Origin of the sequence: Vibrio sp. RM-41-2B, from assembly GCF_024744415.1 — a bacterium.
GTDB lineage: Bacteria > Pseudomonadota > Gammaproteobacteria > Enterobacterales > Vibrionaceae > Vibrio > Vibrio diabolicus.
In genome coordinates this window covers 214,555-240,643 of sequence record NZ_JAMQWD010000051.1, presented here as the reverse complement: position 1 = coordinate 240,643, position 26,089 = coordinate 214,555, and the positions used below count along the sequence as shown (strand labels likewise).

Below are 26,089 nucleotides of genomic sequence, written 5' to 3'. Positions count from 1 at the left end.
CGAGCTCCTAGTATTTCAGTTGTTTCATTGGGTCTTCTGCCATCGACTCAAACATGTCGATCACACGGCAGTCTTCACACATCGCGATACGATTGATCGCCGCTTCATCAGAGAAGTGAGAATGACCACGAAGCTTGTTTTGCAGCATATCGATCATCGATTGCGGAGCAAAAGGCTTGTGACAGCGAATGCACTCGGCTGCCTTTTCTTCATGAATCACAACCGCTTTCTGGCGTTCTTCTTTCACCCAGTTCATACGAGGAGTAAGCGTCAGCACTTTCTCTGGACACGCTTTCTCGCACAGCCCACATTGAATGCAGTCTTGCTCGACGAATTTAAGCGACGGAGATTGGCCGTCCGTATGCAATGCACGTGTTGGACACACCGCCACACAGCTCATGCACAACGTACAATCTTTGCTTTCACAAGAAACCGTGCCGTAAGGTGCATTCGCTGGCAGTTCAACAATGTTCTCAACTGGAACACGCGATGCTGACAACGCATCCAACGCCGTAAATAGACGCTGACGTTTGTTACCTTGCAAATCACCTAATGCCAAATCAAAAGACTCGGTACAAAGTGTCGGAGCACCTTCACGTAGTGATTCTAGATACAGAATGTCGATGGTTTCTTTGGCGATACCAAGCTGGTCGAGCAACTCTTGAGCAATACCTACTTCGCTATTAAGCACACGAATAATGGTTTGAGGCATAAAACGCGAAGCCGCAAACAGCACCTGAGTGGCACCGTTCACAAGCGCAGCGAACCAAGTATCAATACCAACCGAAGGCAGTTCTTCCACCACAATTGGAATCACATTATCTGGCAGTGCTTTTAGTGCCATTACGTTGTAGCTCTCGTGGCGAGAACTGCAAATCAATACGATAGGCTCTAAACCACCCGCTTGCTCATAGTTGGCGAGCGTACGTTCAATAAACTTTTGCGTATCTTCAGGGTTTGGCAGTGCGTAATGAATCGCTTCTGTCGGACACGCTGTAGCACAAGTACCGACGCCTTGACATAGGTATGGGTTGATCTCGATTCGATGACCCGTTTTGTCGCTGCCTTCACTAGATAGTGCCCCTGCCGGACAAGCATCCACACACCGTTCGCAACCTTTTACGCCACGAGAGCTGTGTGCACATAAATCGGTATCTAAACGGAAGAATTTCGGTTTATCGAACGTCCCCATTAAGGTTGGAATCTCTTCCAACGCTTCAGCCAGTTTCGGATAGCCACGGCCAACTGGGTAGTAGCCCGGTACTGGGACTTCTTCCGACATGCAGCTGTTAAGGCAAAGATCGAGTACGATATCGAAACAATCGCTATTGATCGCGACCTTGGCAAGATTGTTGGTCGAACCATGATTTTCAATCAGAACTTCAAACGTACCTAAGAACCCTGAAACCTGAACCGAATTGGCGTAATAAAGCTCGGGATTTGTGCCCTTTTCGCCATCGGTAGAAAGCAGCGTTAGGCTGTTCATTTGCGACAATTGCGCTGCCGCACTTTCGATGATTGCCGTTGGGCCCACAATCAAAGTATTACCGCCGCTTTCATAGCTTACGGTTGGTGGAATAAGATTGGTCAACTCTACGGTATTTTCGAAAGCGTACAGCCTCGCTTTACCGTTATTGGAAGTTGCTTGTTCTAATAATTGTTTCAGCATTGCTCAATTCCATTTATGAACATGGATAGTCTTTTCCATCTCTTAGTGTAGTTAGCGCCGGAGATTCTGCTGATTAACTTATCAATGAGCATTCTTATTCCGCCATCTATAGGCGATGAATACTACGCAGTGCGTCCGTGCTAACTTCAACCAGATTGGTATTGAGCAACAAATAGCAAATGTCATGCCAATAAAATATCAATTAAAATTCAATCACTTAGATATTTTACCGACAAATAGTAGGGATAAAAAAACCGGTTGAGACATTTTGTCCCAGCCGGTTCATTGAGTGTTTAGTCAAAATGTACCTATTCTTTGTGTGGTATATTTTGTCTCACCTCGTTAGGCGGTGATTCCTCAGCAAAAGTATCACTTTCACCAGACACTGTATTTATATACAGTTCATTTTCATCTTGGGTAATTCCGGCACTTTTTTCGGCGTTTAGTTCTGAGTCTTCAACCACCTCAGATGCGATATCGTCAGCGTTAAGTTCAGATCCTTGCGCCGTTTCAGCGTCTGGTTCTTCTTCCACTTTTTCTTTAACCCAATCACGCAGCGTCTCTGCGACGTCTTTAGAAAGTGACTTTAAGTTACTGTAATCATCATCGTAATCGTCTAGGCCATCACGCACGTTAAATTCTTCGGACAAGAACATTTTGCGCAGCGCGGCTTTCTTAACACTTTCTGAAGCTTCAGAAACCAGCAGTTGCGCCACAGACATTTCTTCGGGCTTTTCAGTCTCTACACTCGCGGTAGTGTCTGGTGACTGACTAACCTCATTGACGTTCAAAGCGTCTGAGCTTTCGTCAGCGTTTGAAAGCGCTGTGACACTATCTTCGGATTGCTCCGTCTCTGCTATCGGCGTGATCTCTTCATCATGTTGGGAAGATTCTTCTAATTTACGTTTCGACCAACGGCTTAAAAAACTAGTTGCCATTTGCTCTGCCCGCTCCTTTGCGTTTCTTACGTCTTACTTCTAACAACTCACCGTGGCGACCGATGAAGGCTTCCATCCAAGCCTGAACGGCTAACGGCATATCGTTGGATAGTACAAGGTTGTCGCCATCCATATATTGCGCCGCGACAGATTGTGAAGCCGTTAGTAGCTGTATCGCTGGTTTTTCACCAGACTCGACGTTATCCATCACTAAAAAAAGTTTAGGTTGCTGAGAGCTTAAGTTAAAGCGGTAGTCTGTACGCTCGTCTTTGTGCAATTGCAACAGACAAACATCTGGAGTCTCTTCCGTCGGATTTAGCGCAAATCCCGTCAACTGCCATTGGGTTGTTACCCAAATCCCTGTACTGATCTCATGCTCAACAAGCTCTACGCCAATTGGCCATGCGTCTTCGGTCTTCTCGTAATTGTTCTCGAAATCTTTCTTATCCGACATAACTCACCCAGTTTTTCTATTTTGGTCTGAAAGCAATCAGGACACTTTGACCTTACTTTCGACCATTTTATTGACTTATAAGCAATAAACGAGCCACACTGATAAAGCTTAGCCTATTCATGTCCTCTGGCTATAAGTACCAAACTAGCCGAAACTCAAATGTACTGATGTGTCATTACTGCGAACTCGCAGTTTTAATGCGTTGTTGACATAAAACCTCGCAATTATTGTGGGAACCGCTATTTTGGAACGAGATTTGCTTTGCTAACCACTTAGCAAGCTAAATGCGTAGCAACCTAACGCTCTTAATCACTAGGACACGACTGTGCTGAAACCAAATATTATTAAAACCAGTGAAAATCCCCTGCAAACCATTGAAGTCGACGTGTACGACGAGTACGGCGAAAAACTGACAAAGCAAATCGCGTGCGAGCGCCCTCTTACGGTCATGCTGAACTGGAAAGAAGTGGTCACGCTCATGACGCTAGGTTCGCGTCCTGAAGCGCTGGTACTGGGTTATTTAAAAAACCAAAGCTTCCTGTCTGATCCAGCAGCGATTGAATCCGTCATTATTGACTGGGAAACGCATTCCGCAGCGGTGATTACTAAAGAAAATACCGAACATTTAGAAGGCGCTCTGAAAAAGAAAACCGTCACATCTGGCTGTGGTCAAGGCACCATGTATGGCAATGTGATGAAACAACTTGAGAACTACCAAGTGCCTCAAGTTCCGCTTAAACAATCAGAAATTTATTCTGCGCTGGAAGCGTTAACTCATTACAACGACACCTACAAAAAAGCGGGCGCAGTACACGGCTGTGCGGTTTGCAAAGGGAATGAGGTGTTGTCATTTGTGGAAGATGTCGGCCGCCACAATGCTGTGGATACGCTTGCAGGTGAGATGTGGCTCAAAGAAGAAACAGGTGAAGATAAAATTTTCTACACAACTGGTCGCCTTACTTCAGAGATGGTGATTAAAGTGGCCCAAATGGGCATTCCTGTTCTACTTTCTCGCTCTGGCGTTACTCAAATGGGGTTAGATCTTGCGAAACAATTTGGCATTACGACGATTGCGCGAGCAAAAGGTTTACGCTTCCAAGTATTTACCGGAGCCGACAAGATTGAGTTTGATGTGAAAGGCGAAAGTGCATCTCGTTAACGAGAAAATAATACAAAACCGTCGATTCGTGTAAACTTATAACAATTGGGATAAGTAAATCATCACGTTATGAAGGCTTAATTAAACGATATAAGTCAGAAATAGCAACATGTGTTGTAGCAATAACAACGCTTGCTTTAATTGATGCTAACTACAGCTCATTCACAAAGGATGTGAACTATGGACAATGACCAACTGTGGAATTTTTTGCTCACGCCCAGTGGCATCATGCTCTCAATGATCATTACATTTGGTGTCGTCGGCATATATGCGTATATAACCGGTCAGTTTAAGGATTAAGACCAATATAAAAAGCCTCGCTAAATAGCGAGGCTTTTGCTTTTTAAACGCTTCTCGAGTAATTACGCGTCAACGCCACGAGATTTTAGGAACTCAGAGTACGTGCCTTTGAAGTCCGTGATCTTGCCATCGCGGATTTCGATAATACGCGTTGCTAGCGAGTCTACGAATACACGGTCGTGAGATACGAAGAACAACGTGCCTTTGTATTGCTCAAGCGCGGTGTTCAAAGATTCAATCGATTCCATATCCATGTGGTTGGTAGGTTCGTCCATTAGCAGCATGTTTGGCTTGTGCATCATCAGCTTACCAAGCAGCATACGACCTTGCTCACCACCAGACAGTACTTTTACTGACTTCTTAATGTCGTCTTGACCAAACAGCATACGACCAAGGAAACCACGAACGACTTGCTCGTCATCACCTTCTTGACGCCATTGACCCATCCAATCCGTTAGGTTCATGTCTTCTGCAAAGTCATGCGCGTGGTCTTGCGCGTAGTAACCGATGTTTGAGTTTTCAGACCATTTGTACTCACCCGCACGCGGTTCAAGCACACCAGCAAGCGTGTTTAGAAGTGTTGTTTTACCCACACCGTTCTCACCGATGATCGCAACGCGCTCACCCACTTCAAAAATTGCATTGAAGTCTGAGAACAAGTCCTCTTCGAAACCTTGGCTTAGGTTTTCAACAATCAGAGCGTTACGGAACAGCTCTTTCGACTGTTCGAAACGAATGAATGGGTTTTGACGGCTAGACGCTTTAACTTCATCCAGTTTGATCTTGTCGATTTGCTTCGCACGAGATGTCGCTTGTTTTGCTTTCGATGCGTTTGCTGAGAAACGTGCAACGAACGTTTGTAGCTCTGCAATTTGTGCTTTCTTCTTCGCATTGTCGTTTAATAGACGTTCACGAGCTTGAGAAGCTGCTGTCATGTACTCATCGTAGTTACCTGGGTAAATGCGCAGTTCACCGTAATCCAAGTCAGCCATGTGCGTACATACTGAGTTTAGGAAGTGGCGGTCGTGCGAGATGATGATCATCGTGCAGTTACGCGCGTTTAGCGTGTCTTCCAACCAACGGATCGTATCCATGTCCAAGTTGTTGGTAGGTTCGTCAAGCAGCATAACGTCTGGGTCTGCGAATAGAACTTGCGCTAGAAGCACACGAAGTTTCCAGCCCGGCGCCACTTCGCTCATTAGGCCGAAGTGCTGCTCCATTGGAATACCCACTGCAAGAAGAAGCTCGCCCGCTTTGGCTTCTGCCATGTAGCCGTCCATTTCCGCAAACTGAACTTCTAGGTCAGCCACTTTCATGCCGTCTTCTTCACTCATTTCAGCAAGTGAGTAGATACGGTCACGTTCTTTCTTCACTTCCCATAGCTCTTTATGACCCATGATAACGGTATCGATTACCGTAAATTCTTCGTAAGCGAACTGGTCCTGGTTTAGTTTTGCAACGCGCTCGTTTGGATCGTAACTCACGTTACCGCTGGTTTGCTCAAGCTCGCCGCTGAGGATCTTCATAAAGGTTGATTTACCACAACCGTTAGCCCCAATTAAGCCATAGCGATTACCTTCGCCGAACTTAACTGAAATGTTTTCGAATAGCGGCTTAGCGCCGAATTGTTGAGTAATATTCGCTGTGGAGATCAAAACCTTTACCTTAGCAATTGGGGTGTATTTAGAAAAACCGGGCAACGGTACTTGTTCATGCTACATACTGCAAGTGTTGTTTTTATTAATTCATCGCTAGTGAAACCATCGCAGTGCTTCTTCAAAGCAAAAAGCTCAAGCACAAATGCGTCATTGAATACAAAAAAGAGCCAGTATTATAACTGGCTCTTTCTTCCGTAATGCTTACAACAAGTGACTAAGCGATATTCGTCACCTCTAGGATCAGCTCGGCTTTTTTAGGTAAATAAATACTGAATTTACTGCCCTTTCCCCATTCCGACTCGGCTTTTAGCTCACCACCCGTTTGGCTGAGGATACTTTGAGAGACCGACAGTCCCAATCCAGTACCCTCTCGCTTCGTCGTGTAAAATGGTGAGAAGATTCGATTCAAGTTTTCTGGCTTAATACCGCAACCCTCGTCAATAACATGAATCGCGGCTCCTTTCACTTCGCCCTCGTCAATCCAGTCTTCACTGACTACGGTTAACGTGCCTTTGCCGTTCATTGCGTGAATGGCATTCATTTGCAAATTAACTAAGATTTGTAGCAAGTGGTGACGGTTTATCTCAACGGACGTATGCGCTTGTAGATCAGTCACAAACTCGACGTCGCGTTTCTTGGTGCCCGTTTTAACCAAGGTGATGCTTTCATCAATGATAGGATTGACATGTTGCCAAGTGATTTCATCTTGAACACCACCTTGGCGACTGTATTGCAATAAACTGCGCGTGATATTGCGGATACGATCAATTTGCGCGTGAATCGCATCAATCTCTTCTTGTACTCGATTTGCATCGTCACCCAACTCAAAGTGGATCAACTCCACGTTGCCAAGGATCACGGCGGTTGGGTTATTAATTTCGTGAGCAATCCCCGCGGTGAGTTCTCCCAGTGCTGCCAGTTTTTCATGAACAACGAGTTTGTCGCGAGTTTGGTTGAGCAATTGAATATGCAGCTCTAGATCTTGGGTTTTTTCTCTAAGGCTTGCCGTACGCTCTTGAACTTTGCATTCAAGTTGCGCTGCGGAGTTCTTCAGTTCAATTTTGCGCTCTTCTAGCGCGTCTAACATATCATCAAACTGTCTGGCTAATTGTGCGAGTTCATGATCGGCATCCAATCCCAACGGACCAATCCGTTTTTCTTTTCCTTGTTGGACCTGCTTCACCACTTTATGGATGCGTTCGATCGGTCGAAACAGATCATAAGAGCCGCGATATACCATCACGCCGGAAACCAGCAATAACATAACCGTAATCAAGCTAATTTCGGCAATGTTGGTCATGTAGGCTTTAACGAATGGCCACATTAGGTAACCCGTATAAAGCATACCAATAACATTGTCGTATTGGTCTTTGATCGGTTGATACGCCGTAATATACCAAGCGTCATACACATAGGCTCGGTCAACCCACTGCTCACCTTTTGAAAGTACTTGGTTATACACTTCTGCGCTCACGCGAGTTCCTATGGCGCGCCCTAACCTATGCTCGCTGTCTAGAGGGACGTTGGTGCTTACACGCAAATCATCAAGAAATACCGTCAACGTACCCACAGGGCGAAGGCGGTCATTATCACTTAAGTATATGAGATCGCGGATTTGATCCACCAGCACTGTACTATTGTTAAGGAGCAAACCACCATCAAGAAAGCCGATCAAATCATTCGTTTGGCTATGTACAGGAATCACGGTTCGACTGACTAACCCACGCGCTTCCATGCCACCATCGGCAAGAATAGGCACTTCCGCTCGTTTAGCGAGTTCAGGATCGAGGCGTTCGAGTTCTTCTTTATTGAGTACATCAAAAAACGATTCTCGCTTAGTGAGATCCATAAAGCGGAATTTGTTTTCCATCGAGTTGACGCGTTGGAAAGAGAGAAAATCTAAAGCATATCTTTTCTTCTGCTCAGTGACCCACTTTTGCAGCTCATCTTGCGGTATCCCTTGATTGATGCGAATACGAAAATCGTATGAGTCAGCAAACGCACGTACGTAATTCGATTGCTTTTGCTGTAACAACGTTACGCTGTTATTCGCAACACCAAGACGCTCAGAAACATCAAGCAGTGCATTTTGCCACGTATAATGGATGGACCAATAAATGGTAATCCCGATCAGGGCTATCAAAGTCAGAAAGATAGGTGCGGAGGTTAAAAATAATAAGCGATAACGCACCATGGTTTTAAAACGGTGCGTCCATTTCGACAATCCTTTGTGCTGCGGGCCGTTAGTCGGCATATTCCTCATCCTCAGAATCCCATTCTTTATACTTACGTTCTAAGGTCTTACGCGCAACGCCTAAGTCACGAGCAGCGGCTGACTTGTTGCCTTCGTGCAAATTAACGACCTGTTTTATATGCGCTTTTTCGACTTCTTTCAGAGTCCAGTTGTTTGGATACCCCTCCCCGGTGAACTCTCTACCTTCTTTAAATGTCGGTAGTTCAGCAGAATGAGAAACAGTAATCGACACATTAGGCAATGAGTGTCCACCATTTAGCTCCCGCCAATAATGCGCAGGCGGTTTCCCAAGCAAAATGCATCGCTCAATCAAGTTTTTCAGCTCACGAATGTTTCCCGGCCAATCGTACTCACTCATGGCTTCCATGTCCTCGTGTGCCCATTTGGGCGCAGGCATACCAAGCTCCCGCGTCAGCATATTGCTGAAAAATGGCACGAGCTCAAACAAATCGGTTTTGCGCTCACGCAGAGGACACACTTCGATTTTGAGCACATTCAAACGGTAATACAGGTCACTGCGGAAGTTGCCTTGGTTGACCTCTTCTTGCAGGTTTCGGTTGGTGGCAGCAACGATACGGACATCAATGCTGATTTCTTTTTCTGAACCAACAGGGCGGATAGTACGCTGCTCCAAAACGCGTAACAGCGAGGCTTGCATTGCAAGTGGCATTTCCCCGATTTCATCGAGGAACAAGGTGCCGCCATTTGCTACGCGGAACAAACCTTCACGAGATTTTTTCGCACCGGTAAACGCGCCCGATGTATGACCAAATAACTCACTTTCAAGTAGCTCTGGCGCAATGGCGCCACAGTTGATTGGCACAAATGGGCCCGTTCGCCCACTCGCTTGGTGAATACCTCGCGCCACCAGCTCTTTACCCGTACCCGACTCACCTTCGACCAACACAGAAGCACGCGACGGTGCAAACTGGTTAATAAGCTGCTTAAGCTGACGCGTTTTCTCTGAACCACCGATGATCTCGGAGGTATTGTGACGTTGGTAATCGCGCTTCATGGCGTACTGCATGCGCTCGTTCAAGCGACGATCCATGCAGCGACTGACCGCTTTTAGCATTTGTTCTAGGTTGAAGGGCTTTAGGATAAAGTCAGAAGCACCAAGTTGAAGTGCGCGAATAGCAATCTCTAAATCCGCATAGCCCGTCATGAAGATCACATCGGCACGTTTGTCGTCATCTTCAAACGCTTCTTCCCACTCAATCCCAGAGCGCCCCGGCAGATTAATATCCAGTAAAATCAGATCATAATGTCGAGAATTACGCAGTTGCTCTGCTTCTTCGATGCTGCCAGCAGTGTCGACATGTGAGAAAAGCTTCCCCAATGCCTTTTTCAAAATGGCTTGCATGCCCAATTCATCATCAACGACCAGTACGGAAAAGGCGTTATATTGTTGGTTTGTACTAATATGGGATTGAGTAGACATATTTACCCCAGATGGCTTCGGATGGGACAGAGTGTACCAAGTTTAAACAGAGATACCCTACAAAAAGTGCGACATTTTGTACCAACGCAAACTTTTGTGCAAATAACCCCATGATTTAGTGCATAAATCGAGCACTTTTCGCTTGTAAAAGGTTGGCATCTTGTTTGCTATAAGGTAGCTACAGGGCGTATTCAAGTGATCTCAGGATGTTGGTGTTTGTTATTCCAACACCCTAAGGCAACTTGCACTTTGAACTAATCGCTCTCGCCCAAGAGGCCTCTTCCAATACATCGGGAGAAAAGCCAAATAATCATTGGAAAGGAACACATAAAAATGAAAAAAATTGCGCTAACTCTGGCTGCGACGTCAATCACGCTTGTAAGTTACTCTGCGTTTTCCGCTCAAGATGGCGAGCACGTTCGCCTAGCAACCACTACCAGTACTTACCATTCAGGGTTACTTGATTACCTGCTGCCAAAATTTGAGAAAGACACGGGCTACAAAGTCGATGTTATCGCTGCGGGTACTGGCAAGGCCTTAAAAATGGGCGAAAACGGTGACGTAGATTTGGTGATGACACACGCACCAAAAGCCGAAGGCACATTCGTTGAGAAAGGCTACGGCGTTCTACCTCGTAAACTGATGTATAACGACTTTGTCATCGTGGGACCTGAATCGGATCCGGCTGAAATAAAAGATGACGAAAGCGTACTCGACGTATTTAAAGAAATTGCAAGTAAAGACGCGACGTTTATCTCTCGTGGTGACGATTCTGGTACACACAAAAAAGAGATGGGGTTCTGGGCTCAAACCAAAATAGAACCCAACTTTGGTGGTTACCGCAGCGTTGGACAAGGCATGGGACCGACATTAAATATGGCGTCCGAAATGCAAGGCTACACCATGACAGACCGCGGCACATGGTTGGCTTATCAAAACAAATTGGATCTAGAAATTCTGTTCCAAGGCGATGAAAAACTGTTTAACCCGTACCAAGTTATTCTTGTTAACCCTGAGCGTTACCCAACAATCAACTACCAAGGTGCGAAGGCATTCAGTGACTGGTTGGTAAACCCTCGCGGACAGGAACTTATCAATGGTTTCCGCCTAAACGGTAAACAACTGTTTGTTGCGAATGCTGAGAGCAAATAACGCAATATGAATCTTGCTGATACAACACTGGAAGCGCTTCGCTTACTGGTGAATTTTGATGCAGACCTATGGGAGATCGTTGCGGTCTCCTTTAGTGTTTCTATCACGGCAATATCTTTAGTGGTATTGCCGGCTATTTTGATGTCCTTTGTACTGGCGTATACCGACTTTCGCGGTAAATGGTTTTTGTTGTCGATCGTGAATACGCTGCAAGCGGTCCCTACCGTCGTGATTGGCCTGTTGCTGTACATGTTGCTGTCGCGCGCTGGCCCTTGGGGAGACTGGCAAATGCTGTTCACTCAGAAGGCGATGATTTTCGGCCAAATGGTGATCTGTTTCCCTGTTTTGGTATCGATGATGCATGGTGCATTGCAATCTAGCGACCGTCGCGCTGTGGAAACTGCCATCACGCTAGGCGTCTCCATTCCGCGCGTGGCCGCTACGATGATTTGGGAAACCCGCTTTCCTCTACTCGCAGCTATCATTGCAGGGTTCTCACGTATCGTAACCGAGGTGGGCTGCTCAATGATGGTAGGCGGAAACATTATGGGCGTAACGCGCAATATTCCGACCGCTATCGCAATGGAAAGCAGCAAAGGTGCTTTTGCGCAAGGAGTTGCATTAGGAATTGTATTACTGTCTTTAGCGTTGGCACTAAACTTCTTCTTATCAAGCATGAGAGGCAAAGGCTACCTCAGAACATAGAACATGAAGCAAACAAACGACTCACCATTAACCCCATGTCGAGGCGAATTATGACTATAAAAATCACCGCCGAAAATTTATCCATGCGCTTTAAAGAGCGTGTGCTTTTCCACATCCCTGAGTTAGCCATCGGCCCAAATGATGCCATTTATCTCAAGGGTGACAATGGTGTGGGCAAAACTACCCTACTCAAAATCCTTGCCGGCTTGCTCAAACCCTCTACTGGCGACGTTGTTGCGCCAAAAGATACGTGGCTGAAAAGACTGACGCGTCGCAATGGTCGTGTCGATGTGATTTATCTCCATCAATCCCCTTACCTTTTTGACGGCACTGTATATGAGAACGTAGTCTATGGCGTGAAATATCAACAAGACACACCAAAAGATAAGCGAGCTCAAGTTATTCACGCACTACGCATGGTAGGTTTGGAAACCTTAGCGGACGAACATATCTCCGTGTTGTCCGGCGGTGAAAAACAGCGTGTTGCCATGGCAAGAGCTTGGATCTTAAAACCGTCGATTTTATTGATGGATGAGCCAAGTGCGTCTTTAGACCAAGAGTCCATTGAACGATTAGTTGTGATGGCGAAAGATCTTTTGGATCGTGGTTCCAGCATTGTGGTGACAAGCCATCAAACCAACGCACTGACCGACTTATGTAAAAAACAGTGGTGGATTAAAGACAAGACTTTGATAGAGTCTCCTCTGTTGTATGTCATACCAAAAGAAATATCCCAAGAGAATGCATATGCTTCAACCAACACAAACTAGTTGGGTCATTTTGGCTGGTGGCCAAGCCAGCCGTATGGGTGGAAAAGATAAAGGTCTGATTGAATTAAATCAGAAGCCACTCATCGAACACGTTATTGAACGTTTATCTCCACAAACACCACGCATTTTAATTAATGCCAACCGAAACCAAGATGCGTACAGCAAATTTGGTTTCGTATTTAGTGATCAATTCAAAGATTTCCCTGGGCCTATGGGCGGTATTCACGCGGGTTTGATGCATGCTGAAACTGACTGGGTTGGATTTGTACCTTGCGATAGCCCACAAATTAACACCGACCTTGTCGAGCGTTTCTGCCAGGCCGCCAAAGAAGACAGTGATATTTTGGTCGCTCATGATGGTGACCATCAGCAACCTGTTTTTACGCTCTACCACAAGCGAGTACTGCCAAAACTCACTGCATTTTTAGAACGTGGCGACCGAAAAATCATTCTGCTCTACAAAGAGTGCAACACCAGTTACGTTGACTTTAGCGACTCACCAAACTGTTTCGTCAACTTGAACACTCCGGAAGAACTGGCGCAATTTGGACAATTAGAATCATGAAACACACGCTAAATATTCCTATTCTTGGTTTTGCAGCTTATTCAGGCACAGGCAAAACCACGCTACTTGAAGCGCTATTGCCAAAGCTGACTGAAGCAGGTTTACGCATTGGCATGCTAAAACATGCGCACCACAACTTCGATGTCGATAAGCCGGGTAAAGACAGCTACCGTTTACGCAAAGCTGGCGCCTCTCAAATGCTGATTGCTTCTCGCAACCGTTTTGCGTTAATGACAGAAACGCCAGAAGCCGAAGCAGAGTTTGAATACCTATTAACACGTTTTGATGAAGACAACCTCGATGTAGTTTTGGTCGAAGGCTGTAAAAACATCGCGTTTCCTAAAATTGAATTGCACCGTGAAGAAGTGGGTAAGCCTTGGCTTTACCCTCACGATGAAAACATCATTGCTATCGCTTCCGACAGTGCGGAGTTGGACTCTGAACTGCCACAAATGAACATCAATGATTTGAATGCCATCGCTCAATTTGTTCTCCAATACGTTCAAGATGCAAAAGCACCAAAATCTAAAGAGAAAGACGCCGCATGTTGCGACACACTTTCTCCCGCTTTCCTTTCTGTGGTTCAAGGCCAAGAAAAAATCCTTTCTTTGGTGAACACGGTTTCGGAAATAGAAGCATGCAAGATTGAAAACGCCTATGGCCGCGTTCTCGCGGAACATATCATTTCACCAGTAAGTGTGCCGCAATACACCAACTCCGCGATGGACGGTTATGCCATCCGCAGTGATGATATTGAGCGCGATAGCTACCAAGTGATTGCTGAAGTGATGGCGGGCCATGCCTATGATAAAGCTTTAGAAGTCGGCCAAGCGGTGAAGATCATGACCGGCGCACCAACACCACTTAACGGCGACACAGTGGTCATGCGTGAGCAAGCCTCTCAAGAAGGTGACAAGGTCATCTTTAATGGTGCGAATATCAAAGCAGGCCAAAACGTTCGTCAAGCAGGTGAAGATCTCGCTATCGGCAGTGACGTCTTTACCGCAGGCACTCGCCTAGCCTCTCCAGAAATGGGCATGATCGCTTCGCTTGGTTTTGGTGAAGCGAATGTGTTCCGCAAATTGAAAGTTGCCGTGTTCTCCACCGGTGACGAAGTACAAGCACCGGGAACAGAGCAAAAAGCGAATTCTATCTACGATTCCAACCGTTTTACCATCATGGGCATGCTTGAAAAGCTCGGCTGCGAGATTTTGGATTTCGGTATTCTGGAAGACAACGAACAGTTAATGATTGAAGCGTTGGAAAACGCATCGGCGCAAGCGGACGTGGTTATGACTTCTGGTGGCGTATCAGTTGGTGATGCGGATTACATCAAACTTGCCTTAGATAAACTTGGTCAAATCGATTTTTGGCGAATCAACATGCGTCCGGGACGTCCACTCGCGTTTGGTCAAATCAACAACAAGCCGTTCTTTGGTCTGCCGGGCAACCCTGTTGCCGTGATGGTTTCTTTCATTAATTTTGTTGAGCCTGCACTGCGTAAGATGCAAGGCGAACAAGGCTGGAAGCCTCTGAAAGTGAACGCCATCGCGACTGAGAATCTTCGCTCTCGACAAGGTCGTACCGAGTTTAGTCGAGGAATCTATGAACTGGATGACACTGGCCGTTTAACCGTTCGTACAACAGGCAAGCAAGGCTCTGGTATTTTGCGCTCAATGAGTGAGGCAAACTGTTTGATCGAAATCTCCCCAGCTATTGATACAGTAAAAGCGGGAGAAAGCGTGACAATTATCCCACTTCAAGGCAGAATCTAGCCCAAACTAGAAATTCAAAGGTCAGCGAGTCTGGCCTTTTTGTTTAATACAGAAACCTTTTTCAGAGAGACAGCTATGGCTCGCACCATTCTTTACACTTACAAAGACCAAGACAAAGAACTGACGTTCTCATACCAGCAGCATCGCAACATTCAAGAAGCGGTTGCAGAAGCAGAAGGTATCGATATCACTGAGTTCCTAAAGATGGAGCAACAAATCGAAGCAGTGTCTGACACTAAAGCGGTACGAAACTACCGCGATAACTACTTCAGAAAATTAGGCTTTAGCAAAATCACCCTAGCTCAAAAAGAAAACCTAGGCGTAGGCAAAAAGAACAAATAAGCTTAGCTGTAAACAGAAAACTCGCGATTCGTCGCGAGTTTTTTTATGCATGCTATTTTTGTTCGTGCTCTATACCCAAGCATATAGAAGTTACTTGGGTATATGAGTTACTTCGATATATAAGTAAAAAGCCCCGTTTTACCTTGATGGTCTAAACGGGGCTTTAGATTTCTTCTTACTTTATATCGAGTAAGGTTTCAGTCACTACTTAATGTTTAGGAACGCAGCGCCACGTACACCGCCTGAATCACCGTGTTTTGCTTTGATGATCTTAGGACACTTAGCCACAGACAATAAGTGTTTAGGGATGCGTTTTGGCATCTCTTCATAAATCAATTCGAAGTTTGAAAGACCACCACCCAGCACAACAACATGTGGGTCAGTCGCTGTAAAGATGTTTGCAAAACAGATAGCCAGCAACTCCATAAAACGCTCAACGTGTTCAACAGCTTTCGCTTCACCTTCTGCGTGCGCCTTAATGATATCGATCGCTTTCTTCTCTTCGCCGTAGTAATACGCGTAAAGAAGCTCGAAGCCTCGACCGGAAAGGTAACTGTCTAAACACCCCTTTTTGTCACAACCACAGCCCAACAGAGGTGCGTTTTCGCCTAAGTGGAACCAAGCATCGATAGGTAAACGAGTATGGCCCACCTCACCTGCTACGTGGTTACGGCCAGAGAAAACTTTACCATCGTAGATAAAACCGCCACCAAAGCCAGTACCTAGGATCAAACCAAGTACAGAAGGCTCATCTTGAAGCTCTTCGTCCCATGCTTCTGATAGCGCAAAACAGTTCGCATCGTTTTCAATCTTTACGCTGCGACCAATTTTCGCTTCAAGGTCCGCGCGCAGTGGTTTGCCTTTCGCCGCAGGAACGTTAACCGTTAATACCGTTGCATCGTCTGCGTCTTCCATGCCTGGTAGGCCAAGACCAATTGTGCCTTCGCAACCAAACTCTGCATCGTATTTGTTAACCAATTCCGCAATGGTATCAACCAGCAGCTCGTAGTTGTCTGTTGGTGTAGGTACACGTTCCGTCGCTACACGCTCAAGCTTCTCGTTAAATGCACCAAATTCAATTTTAGTGCCACCGACATCAAAGCCGTAATACATGTATTTCTCTCCTAAAAAATGCTTAAACGACTCCAAAAATGGCTGGAGTCAAAAGTATAAACTAGTGGCATTATCCATATCTGTACGCCTGCAAACCGTGACCGAATGCAGATTTATCCCCTCACCGCAGCCAGTTGAACAACATGCCATCAACAAAAGTTCATTCCTTAGAGTCAGCTCTCGGTTTTCACCCACTCTTTGAAACGTTTTAAATGCGGTCGGTTGGGATCGTTTTTGACTCGGGTCTTGGTCAACATGTAGGTTTCTCTAAAGGCTTCAAACCACAACTGAAGGCATTCCGATGCTTTATTCTCACCGGCTTGTTTCAAAACTAACGTCGCGACTTCGGCGGTTGAAAGATGCTGCTCATTCTCAGAACGGCGCATGATGTATTCAGACAGAGATTCTGGCTCAATAGAAAGCACAGGCAAAGATTTAAGAAAATCAGAACGACGGAATATCTTTCGTGCCTCACGCCAGCTACCATCAATAAAGATCAGCAACCATTTTTTGTTCTGAGCCTCTTCGTTTACTAATCGCGCAGGCTGCAGATCTTCAATTAAACGAGATGGGTCATCCACATAGTCTGCAGGAAATACAATCACTGGTTGGTAGTTGTCATCCTGTAGTAGCTCCAGCATCTCCTCAGACGGTTCTGTTCGGTTCCATTGATAAACGTAAGTCTCTTGAATCGTATCAGCAATTAGACGACCGGTATTACTTGGCTTAAATACTTCGTTTTCAGAAACAATCAACATACATGCAATATTAGCCTTGATGTTTGGCTGAAGACCGCACAAACAGTGTTGCTCAGAAACCTGGCAATATTGGCAACGAACCACTTTACATCCACGCGCGTTGAAAGGCTTGGTTGAGATAGATTGTCGGTACTGATATAAACGGTGGAAAGCGTGAATTCTCATGGTAAGTAATGCCAAGTAAAAAGTAGAGCGCGATTCTACTGACATTATGGTTTCGCCTCAAGATAAGCCCTTCAACGCACCTTACTGTTTGTTGAAATAATTTCACCCTTACCTCGGTCATAGATAAAGTAATAAATAAGGAAATGACAGTGACAGAAACGACGTTTCAAGATCCCTCGTGGATAAGATTAGGCTTTTTTCTCGGCGTATTATTACTTTGTGCCCTTTGGGAAAACAAACTGCCGAGAAAAACACTTACCGCTTCACGTGGGTTTCGCTGGGTCAATAACTTATCACTGGTTGCTGTGAATAGCTTGATTGTTGCGTTAGTCATGCCTATCGCCGCCTTTCAAGCTGCAATTATCGCTCAGGAGCAACAATGGGGACTATTTAATTTGCTCTCCCTGCCCGCTTGGTTAAACGTGCTTCTAGCGGTTATTCTGCTTGATTTCGTCATTTACGTTCAGCATGTGGTCTTTCACTATGTAAAGCCACTGTGGAAGCTTCATCGAATGCACCATGCCGATCTCGACATAGACGTCACTACTGGCGCACGTTTTCATCCCATCGAAATCATCATCTCGATGGGTGTCAAAATTGCCACTGTATTTATCTTAGGCGTTTCTCCTATCGCTATCGTGGTATTCGAAATAGTGCTCAATGCCAGTGCGATGTTTAATCACAGTAATGCAAAACTGGCTTTATCAGCGGATCAGAAACTGCGAAACGTCATAGTGACGCCAGACATGCATCGCGTTCATCATTCTGTGATAGCAAAAGAAACCAACTCGAATTTCGGTTTCTTCCTTTCTGTTTGGGATCGACTTTTTGGGACATATCGAGCTCAGCCTGAGCTTGGCCATGATGATGTCGTAATTGGTATACCGGAAATTAGGAATGAAGCAGAACAACGATTAGACAAGCTGTTAACGCAACCTTTTCGCTATAACCGAAGAAGACGCAACAGTTGAAGAAAAGTTTTTGTGGATGAAGTGCGTAAACAAAGCGAATAGACTAAACCTAAACACCAACCAGTTAAACACCACTTCATCCTTACGATGCTAGCTAATGGATTCACTCTCCGTTAGTTGACGTTTTTTGTTTAACTGAGTAATACCAACAAATAAACCAACCACACCAAGCACCGTGCACACCAAAGCATTAGTATTCATTGCTTGTTGTGCTTCTATTGAGCTGTATAGAAAAGCCAGACTGAAGAAAGTGGTACCAAAGCTTAAACCTGTCAGTACGCTGAAACCAGCGAAACTGGCCAAGTCTTTAAAATCGTTCATAACGAATCCCTGTTTACTATCCTTAATTGAGTGATGAAAAGTGAAAGTTAACGAAATATCTGGCGTGATTGTCGATGTTTGCGCGCGTTCCATAACCAGATAGATACGCCGAATGAAAAACCTAAAAAGAGTGTTTTCATTTGAAGTGCGGCATTGTTGTCCAATATTTCTAATGTATAGTGAGCGTGCGAGCTAAAAATAACATTGGTCGTCAGAATCAATAGCATAAGTACTAATCCGGAACGACGGTGCTTCACCAACAGATACACCGCTAGTAAGTCTAACAGCCCCAACGAGCTCCAATAAATATTCAACCAGCGTGGCGCAAAATCATAAGGCAAAAAACCGTTAGCAATGTTGTCATAAAGATGAACCACACCGCCAACTGTCATAAAAAGGCATAAGAGAAACACGACGAATTTATCCATTATCGTTTCCTTATCTGAATGAATGCGCAAAGCATATAGAAGTCAGTTAAACATTTGTAATCTCATAGCCATTTTTGAGATCGACAGTGCCTTTAAACAGTACGTGAGGCGTGCGAAAGAAATTTATTCGCTCCTGATAGAAGCATAGTGTTAGCTTTGGCATTTCGCTCAAATACACCAATGTTAGAACAGAAGTCTCACTCAAACCGCTCCTTGGTCTATCAGTTTTCGAACTTTTTCCAGTGTGTTCTGAAAAACGGTATGCGTTTGTGAGGAAATATCGCTCCCTATATCGTGCCAAAAGAACGCAAAATCATGTCCGCCATCGTCTTGTGTATGAAACGTCCATGAATCCTCTAGGTCAGCACACTCGCACAAAACAAAATGCCATACTTGATTTTGAAAGCCACTGTCCCATGAGCATAAATACCGAGCGGAGATAACGTGCGTAATTCCAGATTCTTCAGCGAGCTCCCGCTTCGCGGCTGTGATGTAACTTTCATCAAACACTTCAACAGTACCCTTGACGAACTGAATACCCGCCAACGGATGTTTAAAAAGTAGGAGCTCTTGGTTTTGCTTACGCAGAACGACGGGACAAACTTTATCGATCACAAAACCACTCCTCGTTGTTTAAGCAGAAAGCTTGGGCTTGTTCTGGATATAAAGGAATCGCATGAAGTTGCATTATCCATTCCTTTGAATTCGGACAACATTCTAGCCATCTTGTTTCACCGAGATAGCATTAACACCACGTAGTGATAACTCAGCCCTTAAGAAATGAGCAAGATGCGATATAACTCACTTTTGCGATTTGAATAGCGATGAGAAGTTGCGTAGAAGCAACAAAAAAGCAGAACCGAAGTTCTGCTTATAGAAGATAAAAACATGTCACTTAGGCGGACTGATGTAGCTCGTATTTATGCAACATCGCTTGTTGATGCCCTGCAATTTCTGCCACTTGTTCAGAGCTTTCAACCATGGATTCAAGTTGTAGCTTTGTACGCTCTCCAAGCTCGGAAATATTATTGATGGATTGAGACACATCTGCCGTCGCCCGTTCTTGTTCTTCTGTAGCAACTGAGATTTGCTCAACACGTTCTTGAATGTGTTTGACCGCAAGGTTGATATCAGAGAATGTCGATTTCACTTCATTGCTGGACTGCAGCGCGTGGGCCATTTCTTCTCTTGAATCATTGACTGCTTGGCGAGAACGCTCTGCTGCGGTAATAAGCTCACTCATCATTGCTCGGATGTTCGTTGTTTGTTGAGAAGTATCACTTGCTAGTTTGCGGACTTCATCCGCGACGACCGCAAACCCACGCCCTTGTTCACCAGCTCGAGCGGCTTCTATTGCTGCGTTGAGAGCAAGCAAGTTTGTGTTGTCAGCAATACCACTGATCATGTCGACCATTTCACGAATTTGCTTAACACGCTGGTCTAGCTCTAACATAGATTGCTCATTCATATCCAAAGAGCTTTCAAGTGATTCCAAACGTTCACGGTTTTGTTCCACAACTTGAACGCCTTTTGCAGTGTGCTGGGTAGCAAGCATCGAGTCCTGTGACGAGGCATTTGTCACTGTTGCTATTTCACGAATGGAGGCTTCAAGTTGCGTAATGGTCGTGATCATGCTCGCCAACGCTTCATTTTGTGTCGTCAACCCATCGCTCGTTTGTTCAGCTGCACTGTGGCTTACTTCGGCCGTCTGATAAAGCGTCTCACAGTTACGTGTAACTGTTTGGATAGAGTTGTTTGTTGAATCAATCACTTGGTTTAGTTTTCGTGCCACTTCTTTTAGTTCATAAGGACCAACCTCTTGTGCATTGTCACGGAAGTCATGCTCGGTAAGTGCAGAAAGACGCGTTAGTACATTCCTTAACCCTCGGTTTGTCCATGACTTCAGACTGAACCAAGTGATCAGAATAATGAAAGAAATCACACACGCTGCAAAAACGATCATAACACTCACTGACTGAATAGTGTCATTGACCACACTCTCTTTATCCGCAATCAACTCACCAGCAGCTTGTGATATTTGATCAAGCAACCGCATGGTTTCATCCGCAAGAATCGAAGCCTGTTTAAACTCTGAACGTTGCAGTTCCCCTTGTTCTAGTTTGGCGAGGATCAAACGCAGCACGCCCTTTTCACTAAAGCCTTGCTTCACCATCTCGTACGGTGCCGTTAGGCTTGCGTATTCGCTTACTTCTGGATGTAAAGACTGGAAATCTTCATAGGCGAGATTAATACCTGCAATACGGTTACGCATTTCTCGGTATTCTTTTTCGGCTTTGCTCAGCTCAGAATGCATCATCATTACTAAGAACGTGCTTTCCATTGAGCTCGCTGAGGCAATAAATCGGTTGGCGGCATCACTCGATTCAGGATTTTCGGCACTAAGAAACGAGCTAATTCGATTCATTTCCGGGCCGATAGAGCTGAGTCCATAGCGGAACCCACCAACTCCTGCATCAATATCCATTTGAATTTTTATCACTGAAGATTGCTTCAGTAAAATGGACTGCGTGATGTTATGTAAACGCGCTAAATTTGTATCTAACTCCTCAGAGAGTTGTTCAGCAACACCAGAAGCTTCTCCAACCAAACTTTTGCTTTGAGTCGCAAGTGAATCGATTTGCTCTTTGATGAGAGGCAGTTGTTCTGGATCAGAAATCTGCATACCATGGTTGAGTAGCTTAACCATCTCCAATACATTCCTAGTTAACTTTGCGTTCGCCATCGCGATTGGTAACGCTTTTTGCGACAAGTCTTCAAATTGCTCTCCTACCTGTTCCATTCCTTTGAAACTTGAGACAGAAAGGGCTATAACAAGAGCTATGATAGTTAAAAATGTTGCACTAACAGCCTGAATCAGTGAGAGTGATGTGCGTGAGCGTTTTCGCTTTGCCATAATCAATTTTTATTCTTTCTTAAGGTTGAATCGGTTTTGCAGTGATTCCGTCACATTTGTGAGACAAAACCGTGATTTGCAGCCCATACTATGGATTGGTTATGACACTAATATTTCAGTTGTGAGTCATAGAGATGACAGGTGGTGATTTGCGTCGAGTATATTTTCCTTTGATAATCAGTGTGCTACTAAGCGCCTGCTCTTCGGGGCCTGAACCTAGCGAGCAAGTGCAAGTGACAACACCTACAAATCAGTTATTGGACAATAACCCTGACTTGTTCCAGTTTTATACAGAATGGCATGGCACACCTTATCGCTTAGGCGGCACACAAAAATCTGGTATTGATTGCTCGGCATTTGTGCAAAAAGCCTTTGTCGAGGCTTATCAACTATCGTTACCCAGGACAACGAGACAACAATCGAAACAAGGTGTGGAATTAAATTGGACGGACGCCAAACAAGGAGATTTGGTGTTTTTTAAGACAAGACGGACGACCTATCATGTAGGGATTTACTTGGGTAACAAGCAGTTCATGCATGCGTCAACGTCTAAAGGTGTGATCATTTCAAGAATCGACAACCCATACTGGGCATCTAAGTTTTGGCAAGTAAGAAGAGTTACAATGTAACTCTTCTTACTTTTAGAATTGGAGATGACTGGTATCAAACAATATCAATCGTAAGTAGCAACGGCAGTATCGAATAGGTTTTTAACCAAAGCGATGTATTCATCAAGGAACGTGATCTGTTCATTAGTCGCTTTTTTATGCCATACACCAGCCAATATCTCACCAAGATCTTCAACAACCGCATCCGCCTCTTTTAGTAATTTGAAGCGTACGCTTGAGTGAAGCTCTGGGTTTTGCTCAAAGATCGCCATGATGTTTGAAGCCACCATATCGGTGACGACATCTTCGATGCTTTCGGATCCAGTGTCGCCAATTTCAGTCGTGAAAATATCTAGATTTAGCGACAAGTGCTCGATAAGAGCGAGATATCCATCGGTTTCTAAAACCACTGTTTTTCTCCGTTTATTGCAAGCCTTCGAAGCTGAAAGCGGAATAGTTTCAATAGTAAGACATGCCGAGAAAATTTCATTAACTTATTTCATATTAACAAACATTCACGAACCAACTGGATGTTTTTCAAACAATTGCGCTTTGCCTCACTGCGTTCGGATACAGGGTTTCTTCAAACCTTTTTGTATTTCAGTCATTTTCATGCAAACAAGTTTGGTTACGACCGTTTTCTTTTGCACGATACAACGCAGCATCGGCACTCTTTAACCATTGAGTGTGAGTTTCAAAATAAGGTTTATACTCGCAAACACCAATACTTATCGTGTAATTAATCAAAAAATCTTCCACTTTCACGATCTCTTGCTCAATTCTTTTACGTAAACGCTCCGCGAAATAGCAAGCTTGTTCTTGATTCGTATGAGGAAGCAATACCGTAAACTCTTCTCCGCCAAAACGACCGCACACATCACTGCTTCTTGCTGTCTTTCTTAATAACGAAGAAGTACGACGAATGACTTCATCTCCCGTCGGGTGACCATAGGTATCATTCACTTTTTTAAAGTGGTCGATATCAAATATTACTAATGAGCATGGTCCGTCGATAACTTTTAGGTGAGCAAACTCTTCTTTCAGCGATTGCTCCCAATAAGCACGATTAAATAAACCTGTTAAACCATCTTTGCGACTGATTTCAGACAAATGTTGATTTGTTTCTTTCAAATGAATGCGATTTCTTGCCGTTTCAGAGACATCATTCACTTGAATAGCAATGTGACTGACCTCTCCTGAGAGCCCAATTAACGGGGTGATTACGATGTCTTGATACATGAAATCACTGCTGTTTGAAACCGGAGAAAAATTGTTGAATTTAAAAAGGTACGGCCGGTTTTCCCAGCTAGAGAAGGAACGAGTTTCCAGATCGGCGGCGGTTTTTATCTTGGTTTCTAGCCAAGTTTTTGGCAGCTCTTCAAAATGATCAAATAAACATTGGCCAAGGATTTCTTGTGACAGAACGCCACTGTATGACTGCATAAAACTGTTCCATACACAGACCTTATACTCTTGATCCAACACGATAAGCCCTGAATCCATCGTATCGAGAATTTGTGTGACCCAATGAAAGTCTGCTATGTCCAGCGTAATATCGGACATTAGATTAGCTCCATGATTTCATAAATAATTTCTACGGATGGTTTATCAATTAAAAACAGTACCTCACACTCAAAATCGAGCGCTTCTGCCATGTAGGTGTATTCGATAGTAAACAGCTCACCTAATTCACCCTGCTCTTCACAGTAAGGCGTTAACGTATCCACAATGCCTGGCTGACGAAGTGAGAATTGCTTGTCGAGCTGATCCCCTAACGATGTGAGAAATGACGAAACCAGTAAGTTCGAGATATTCAAAATGATTTCATTATGAGGTGTAAACTCAAGCAGGTAGCCTAACTTCTCGCCAATTTGATTGATGTCTCTACCACGCAAACACACCAGAGCTTCACCATGAATACCGCCACCAACAAACCTCTGCGCAACCGCGACGGAGCCATCACGCCCAACAACGTCGACAAGCGTCATATGAAGTTCGCCGTAGGATAACGGACCAACATGTGGAACAGGAAGTTGGATGAACTCGTGTAAGTGGTCTGCCATAATCGCAGCCCCTTTACCAAGTGCAATGTTTGCAATCTCGCGGAATTTGGCTAGTGAGGAGAACTCCTCGCAAATCTGGCTTTTAGGATCAATCGAATGGCTAGGCTTGAACGCATAGTGCAGCCCCAATTGTTCATAGAGCGGTATCACCTGCTCTTCTGTCAGAGGCTTAGCGATAAAAGCTTGAGCACCTAGCTCTATGCAGCGCTGTTTTGCCTCTTGTTGAACATCTCCAGAAATAATGACGATTTTAGTCTGGTAGTGACTAACAGGTAATGACTCGAGGACTTCAAAACCGTCCATGATCGGCATCGTTAAATCGAGAAACAAAATATCGATATTTTGCTCCGCAAGAATATTTAGCGCCTCATACCCATCTTGAGCTTCGATCAGGTGCAATGATGTATCTTGTACGATGGAGCGCGCAATGAGCTTTCTTGCAACCGCTGAGTCATCACATATCAGTATTTTCATGTCACCAATGGAACTAACGTCAAAAAAATAATAATACCTGTTGTATACGTTCATCTCCATATGCTATGCCGACAAATCAGAGGCTTATAAGCGATTTGATTCACATTTATACAAATTGACTACACTGAGAGGAAGGTTTCTTTACGAAGTATGCTCAACGTAGCGCCAACACCTTGCTTTTTATCCTAAACTGTTGGTGGTCAAATAGATTCGCGAGGTTTTGTATGTGGCAAGCAATATCGCAACAGCTTTCTGATACTTTATTATTCGAGTACCAGATCACGGAAAAAGTAAGACTGTCTGGTGGGGATATCAGTGAAAGCTACATGATCAATGACGGCGAACAGCGCTATTTCGTGAAAATTAACGATCGCGAGTTTTTGTCTAAGTTTGAAGTTGAGGCAGAAAGTCTGCATCTTTTGCGTGAGACATCTACCCTATTTGTTCCAGAGGTTGTGTTGGTTGGTAAAACCAAAAACGCCTCATTCCTAATTCTTAACTACCTTCCAACAAAGCCATTAGAAGATGGCCCAAACAGCTTTAAATTAGGACAGCAATTAGCTCACCTTCATCAATGGGGCGAGCAAAAGGAATTTGGTTTTGATACGGATAACTATCTCGGTTCCACTCTACAACCCAATAAGTGGCACAAGAAGTGGTGTGTCTTCTTTGCTGAGCAACGCATAGGATGGCAATTACAACTCCTTAAAGAAAAAGGCGTCACTTTAGTTGATATCGACGACTTTATAGATGTCGTAAAACAACTGCTAGCAAACCATGCTCCAGAGCCTTCCTTGTTGCATGGCGATTTATGGAATGGGAATGCGGCTCTCACGGCATGTGGCCCTATCTGTTACGACCCCGCCTGCTACTGGGGTGACAGGGAGTGTGATATTGCGATGACTGAGCTTTTTGGTGGATTTCAACCGGAATTTTATCAAGGTTATGAATCTGTTATGCCACTTTCTGCTGGTTATCAAGAGCGTAAAGATATCTATAACCTTTACCATGTTCTCAACCATTGCAATTTATTTGGCGGCCATTACTTGGAGCAGGCTCAACAAGTTATTAATAAAATTATTTCTTATTAAT

Annotated in this window: 25 protein-coding genes; 10 read left to right on the top strand and 15 right to left on the bottom strand. The window is 44.6% G+C overall.

Going from position 1 to position 26,089, the window contains the following annotated elements; translation table 11 throughout:
* Nucleotides 1-7 precede the first annotated feature (7 nt).
* The 3 genes from NB463_RS21470 to NB463_RS21460 all read right to left on the bottom strand — a co-directional run bounded on the left by NB463_RS21470 (nucleotide 8) and on the right by NB463_RS21460 (nucleotide 3,061).
* Nucleotides 8-1,669, bottom strand: a complete 1,662-nt coding sequence (locus tag NB463_RS21470; RefSeq protein WP_258431062.1) for a 4Fe-4S dicluster domain-containing protein — start codon at nucleotides 1,667-1,669, stop codon at nucleotides 8-10.
* A 308-nt stretch (nucleotides 1,670-1,977) separates the two neighbouring features.
* Complete coding sequence (locus NB463_RS21465) at nucleotides 1,978-2,607, bottom strand: DUF3306 domain-containing protein (RefSeq protein ID WP_047008774.1); 630 nt, start codon at nucleotides 2,605-2,607, stop codon at nucleotides 1,978-1,980.
* Nucleotides 2,597-3,061 carry a DUF3305 domain-containing protein gene (locus tag NB463_RS21460; RefSeq protein ID WP_005396177.1) on the bottom strand — a complete coding sequence of 155 codons (465 nt, stop codon included), beginning with the start codon at nucleotides 3,059-3,061 and terminating at the stop codon, nucleotides 2,597-2,599. Before NB463_RS21460 ends, NB463_RS21465 begins: the two co-directional genes overlap by 11 nt.
* A gap of 325 nt (nucleotides 3,062-3,386) precedes the next feature.
* On the opposite strand from NB463_RS21460, the gene NB463_RS21455 reads away from it, so the two are divergent.
* On the top strand, nucleotides 3,387-4,220 hold the full coding sequence (locus NB463_RS21455) for a formate dehydrogenase accessory sulfurtransferase FdhD (protein WP_005396179.1): 834 nt from the start codon (nucleotides 3,387-3,389) through the stop codon (nucleotides 4,218-4,220).
* Nucleotides 4,221-4,582: 362 nt separating this feature from the next.
* Here the strand turns inward: NB463_RS21455 and NB463_RS21450 are convergent, their stop codons facing one another.
* From NB463_RS21450 to NB463_RS21440, 3 genes are all read right to left on the bottom strand, one after another.
* A complete protein-coding gene (locus tag NB463_RS21450; protein ID WP_012841837.1) occupies nucleotides 4,583-6,175 on the bottom strand; it encodes an ABC-F family ATPase in 1,593 nt (530 codons plus the stop codon).
* A 217-nt stretch (nucleotides 6,176-6,392) separates the two neighbouring features.
* Nucleotides 6,393-8,432: a sensor histidine kinase gene (locus NB463_RS21445; protein ID WP_258431061.1), complete on the bottom strand. Its 2,040-nt coding sequence runs from the start codon at nucleotides 8,430-8,432 to the stop codon at nucleotides 6,393-6,395.
* The gene (locus tag NB463_RS21440; RefSeq protein ID WP_005396186.1) at nucleotides 8,422-9,873 is read right to left on the bottom strand and encodes a sigma-54-dependent transcriptional regulator; all 1,452 of its coding nucleotides are present in this window, start codon (nucleotides 9,871-9,873) and stop codon (nucleotides 8,422-8,424) included. Before NB463_RS21440 ends, NB463_RS21445 begins: the two co-directional genes overlap by 11 nt.
* 333 nt (nucleotides 9,874-10,206) lie before the next feature.
* On the opposite strand from NB463_RS21440, the gene NB463_RS21435 reads away from it, so the two are divergent.
* The 6 genes from NB463_RS21435 to NB463_RS21410 all read left to right on the top strand — a co-directional run bounded on the left by NB463_RS21435 (nucleotide 10,207) and on the right by NB463_RS21410 (nucleotide 15,182).
* On the top strand, nucleotides 10,207-11,025 hold the full coding sequence (locus NB463_RS21435) for a substrate-binding domain-containing protein (protein ID WP_258431060.1): 819 nt from the start codon (nucleotides 10,207-10,209) through the stop codon (nucleotides 11,023-11,025).
* 6 nt (nucleotides 11,026-11,031) lie between these two features.
* A complete protein-coding gene (locus NB463_RS21430) occupies nucleotides 11,032-11,730 on the top strand; it encodes an ABC transporter permease (protein ID WP_005396188.1) in 699 nt (232 codons plus the stop codon).
* A gap of 50 nt (nucleotides 11,731-11,780) precedes the next feature.
* Nucleotides 11,781-12,500, top strand: coding sequence for an energy-coupling factor ABC transporter ATP-binding protein (locus tag NB463_RS21425; RefSeq protein ID WP_258431058.1), 720 nt, complete (start codon nucleotides 11,781-11,783; stop codon nucleotides 12,498-12,500).
* Nucleotides 12,478-13,065: a molybdenum cofactor guanylyltransferase MobA gene (mobA, locus tag NB463_RS21420; RefSeq protein ID WP_025534433.1), complete on the top strand. Its 588-nt coding sequence runs from the start codon at nucleotides 12,478-12,480 to the stop codon at nucleotides 13,063-13,065. Before NB463_RS21425 ends, mobA begins: the two co-directional genes overlap by 23 nt.
* Complete coding sequence (locus tag NB463_RS21415) at nucleotides 13,062-14,840, top strand: bifunctional molybdopterin-guanine dinucleotide biosynthesis adaptor protein MobB/molybdopterin molybdotransferase MoeA (protein ID WP_258431057.1); 1,779 nt, start codon at nucleotides 13,062-13,064, stop codon at nucleotides 14,838-14,840. Before mobA ends, NB463_RS21415 begins: the two co-directional genes overlap by 4 nt.
* Nucleotides 14,841-14,915: 75 nt before the next feature.
* Entirely contained in the window at nucleotides 14,916-15,182 is a 267-nt protein-coding gene (locus NB463_RS21410; RefSeq protein ID WP_005377584.1) for a DUF2960 domain-containing protein, read from the top strand.
* A gap of 204 nt (nucleotides 15,183-15,386) precedes the next feature.
* Here NB463_RS21410 and nagK read toward each other — a convergent pair whose 3' ends face one another.
* The gene (gene nagK / locus NB463_RS21405; protein ID WP_258431055.1) at nucleotides 15,387-16,295 is read right to left on the bottom strand and encodes an N-acetylglucosamine kinase; all 909 of its coding nucleotides are present in this window, start codon (nucleotides 16,293-16,295) and stop codon (nucleotides 15,387-15,389) included.
* Between the two features lie 173 nt (nucleotides 16,296-16,468).
* Complete coding sequence (locus NB463_RS21400) at nucleotides 16,469-17,218, bottom strand: tRNA-uridine aminocarboxypropyltransferase (protein WP_258431074.1); 750 nt, start codon at nucleotides 17,216-17,218, stop codon at nucleotides 16,469-16,471.
* 149 nt (nucleotides 17,219-17,367) lie between these two features.
* On the opposite strand from NB463_RS21400, the gene NB463_RS21395 reads away from it, so the two are divergent.
* On the top strand, nucleotides 17,368-18,189 hold the full coding sequence (locus NB463_RS21395; protein ID WP_012841839.1) for a sterol desaturase family protein: 822 nt from the start codon (nucleotides 17,368-17,370) through the stop codon (nucleotides 18,187-18,189).
* A gap of 90 nt (nucleotides 18,190-18,279) precedes the next feature.
* On the opposite strand, the gene NB463_RS21390 is transcribed toward NB463_RS21395, so the two are convergent.
* The 4 genes from NB463_RS21390 to NB463_RS21375 all read right to left on the bottom strand — a co-directional run bounded on the left by NB463_RS21390 (nucleotide 18,280) and on the right by NB463_RS21375 (nucleotide 21,852).
* Nucleotides 18,280-18,510, bottom strand: a complete 231-nt coding sequence (locus tag NB463_RS21390) for a hypothetical protein (RefSeq protein WP_005396201.1) — start codon at nucleotides 18,508-18,510, stop codon at nucleotides 18,280-18,282.
* A 47-nt stretch (nucleotides 18,511-18,557) separates the two neighbouring features.
* The gene (locus NB463_RS21385) at nucleotides 18,558-18,938 is read right to left on the bottom strand and encodes a hypothetical protein (RefSeq protein WP_005396203.1); all 381 of its coding nucleotides are present in this window, start codon (nucleotides 18,936-18,938) and stop codon (nucleotides 18,558-18,560) included.
* Nucleotides 18,939-19,139: 201 nt separating this feature from the next.
* A complete protein-coding gene (locus NB463_RS21380) occupies nucleotides 19,140-19,553 on the bottom strand; it encodes an NUDIX hydrolase (protein WP_258431054.1) in 414 nt (137 codons plus the stop codon).
* 280 nt (nucleotides 19,554-19,833) lie between these two features.
* A complete protein-coding gene (locus NB463_RS21375) occupies nucleotides 19,834-21,852 on the bottom strand; it encodes a methyl-accepting chemotaxis protein (RefSeq protein ID WP_258431053.1) in 2,019 nt (672 codons plus the stop codon).
* A 134-nt stretch (nucleotides 21,853-21,986) separates the two neighbouring features.
* On the opposite strand from NB463_RS21375, the gene NB463_RS21370 reads away from it, so the two are divergent.
* Nucleotides 21,987-22,481, top strand: coding sequence for an NlpC/P60 family protein (locus tag NB463_RS21370; RefSeq protein ID WP_005396208.1), 495 nt, complete (start codon nucleotides 21,987-21,989; stop codon nucleotides 22,479-22,481).
* 44 nt (nucleotides 22,482-22,525) lie between these two features.
* Here the strand turns inward: NB463_RS21370 and NB463_RS21365 are convergent, their stop codons facing one another.
* The 3 genes from NB463_RS21365 to NB463_RS21355 form a co-directional block, all read right to left on the bottom strand.
* Nucleotides 22,526-22,870: a DUF3802 family protein gene (locus tag NB463_RS21365; RefSeq protein ID WP_005396212.1), complete on the bottom strand. Its 345-nt coding sequence runs from the start codon at nucleotides 22,868-22,870 to the stop codon at nucleotides 22,526-22,528.
* Nucleotides 22,871-23,060: 190 nt separating this feature from the next.
* Nucleotides 23,061-24,023, bottom strand: a complete 963-nt coding sequence (locus tag NB463_RS21360) for a GGDEF domain-containing protein (RefSeq protein WP_005396213.1) — start codon at nucleotides 24,021-24,023, stop codon at nucleotides 23,061-23,063.
* Nucleotides 24,023-24,997, bottom strand: a complete 975-nt coding sequence (locus tag NB463_RS21355) for a response regulator (protein WP_005396215.1) — start codon at nucleotides 24,995-24,997, stop codon at nucleotides 24,023-24,025. The genes NB463_RS21360 and NB463_RS21355 overlap by 1 nt, the downstream gene beginning before the upstream one ends.
* A gap of 224 nt (nucleotides 24,998-25,221) precedes the next feature.
* Between NB463_RS21355 and NB463_RS21350 the strand changes: the two genes are divergently transcribed.
* Nucleotides 25,222-26,088, top strand: coding sequence for a fructosamine kinase family protein (locus NB463_RS21350; RefSeq protein ID WP_005396217.1), 867 nt, complete (start codon nucleotides 25,222-25,224; stop codon nucleotides 26,086-26,088).
* Nucleotide 26,089: the final 1 nt, after the last annotated feature.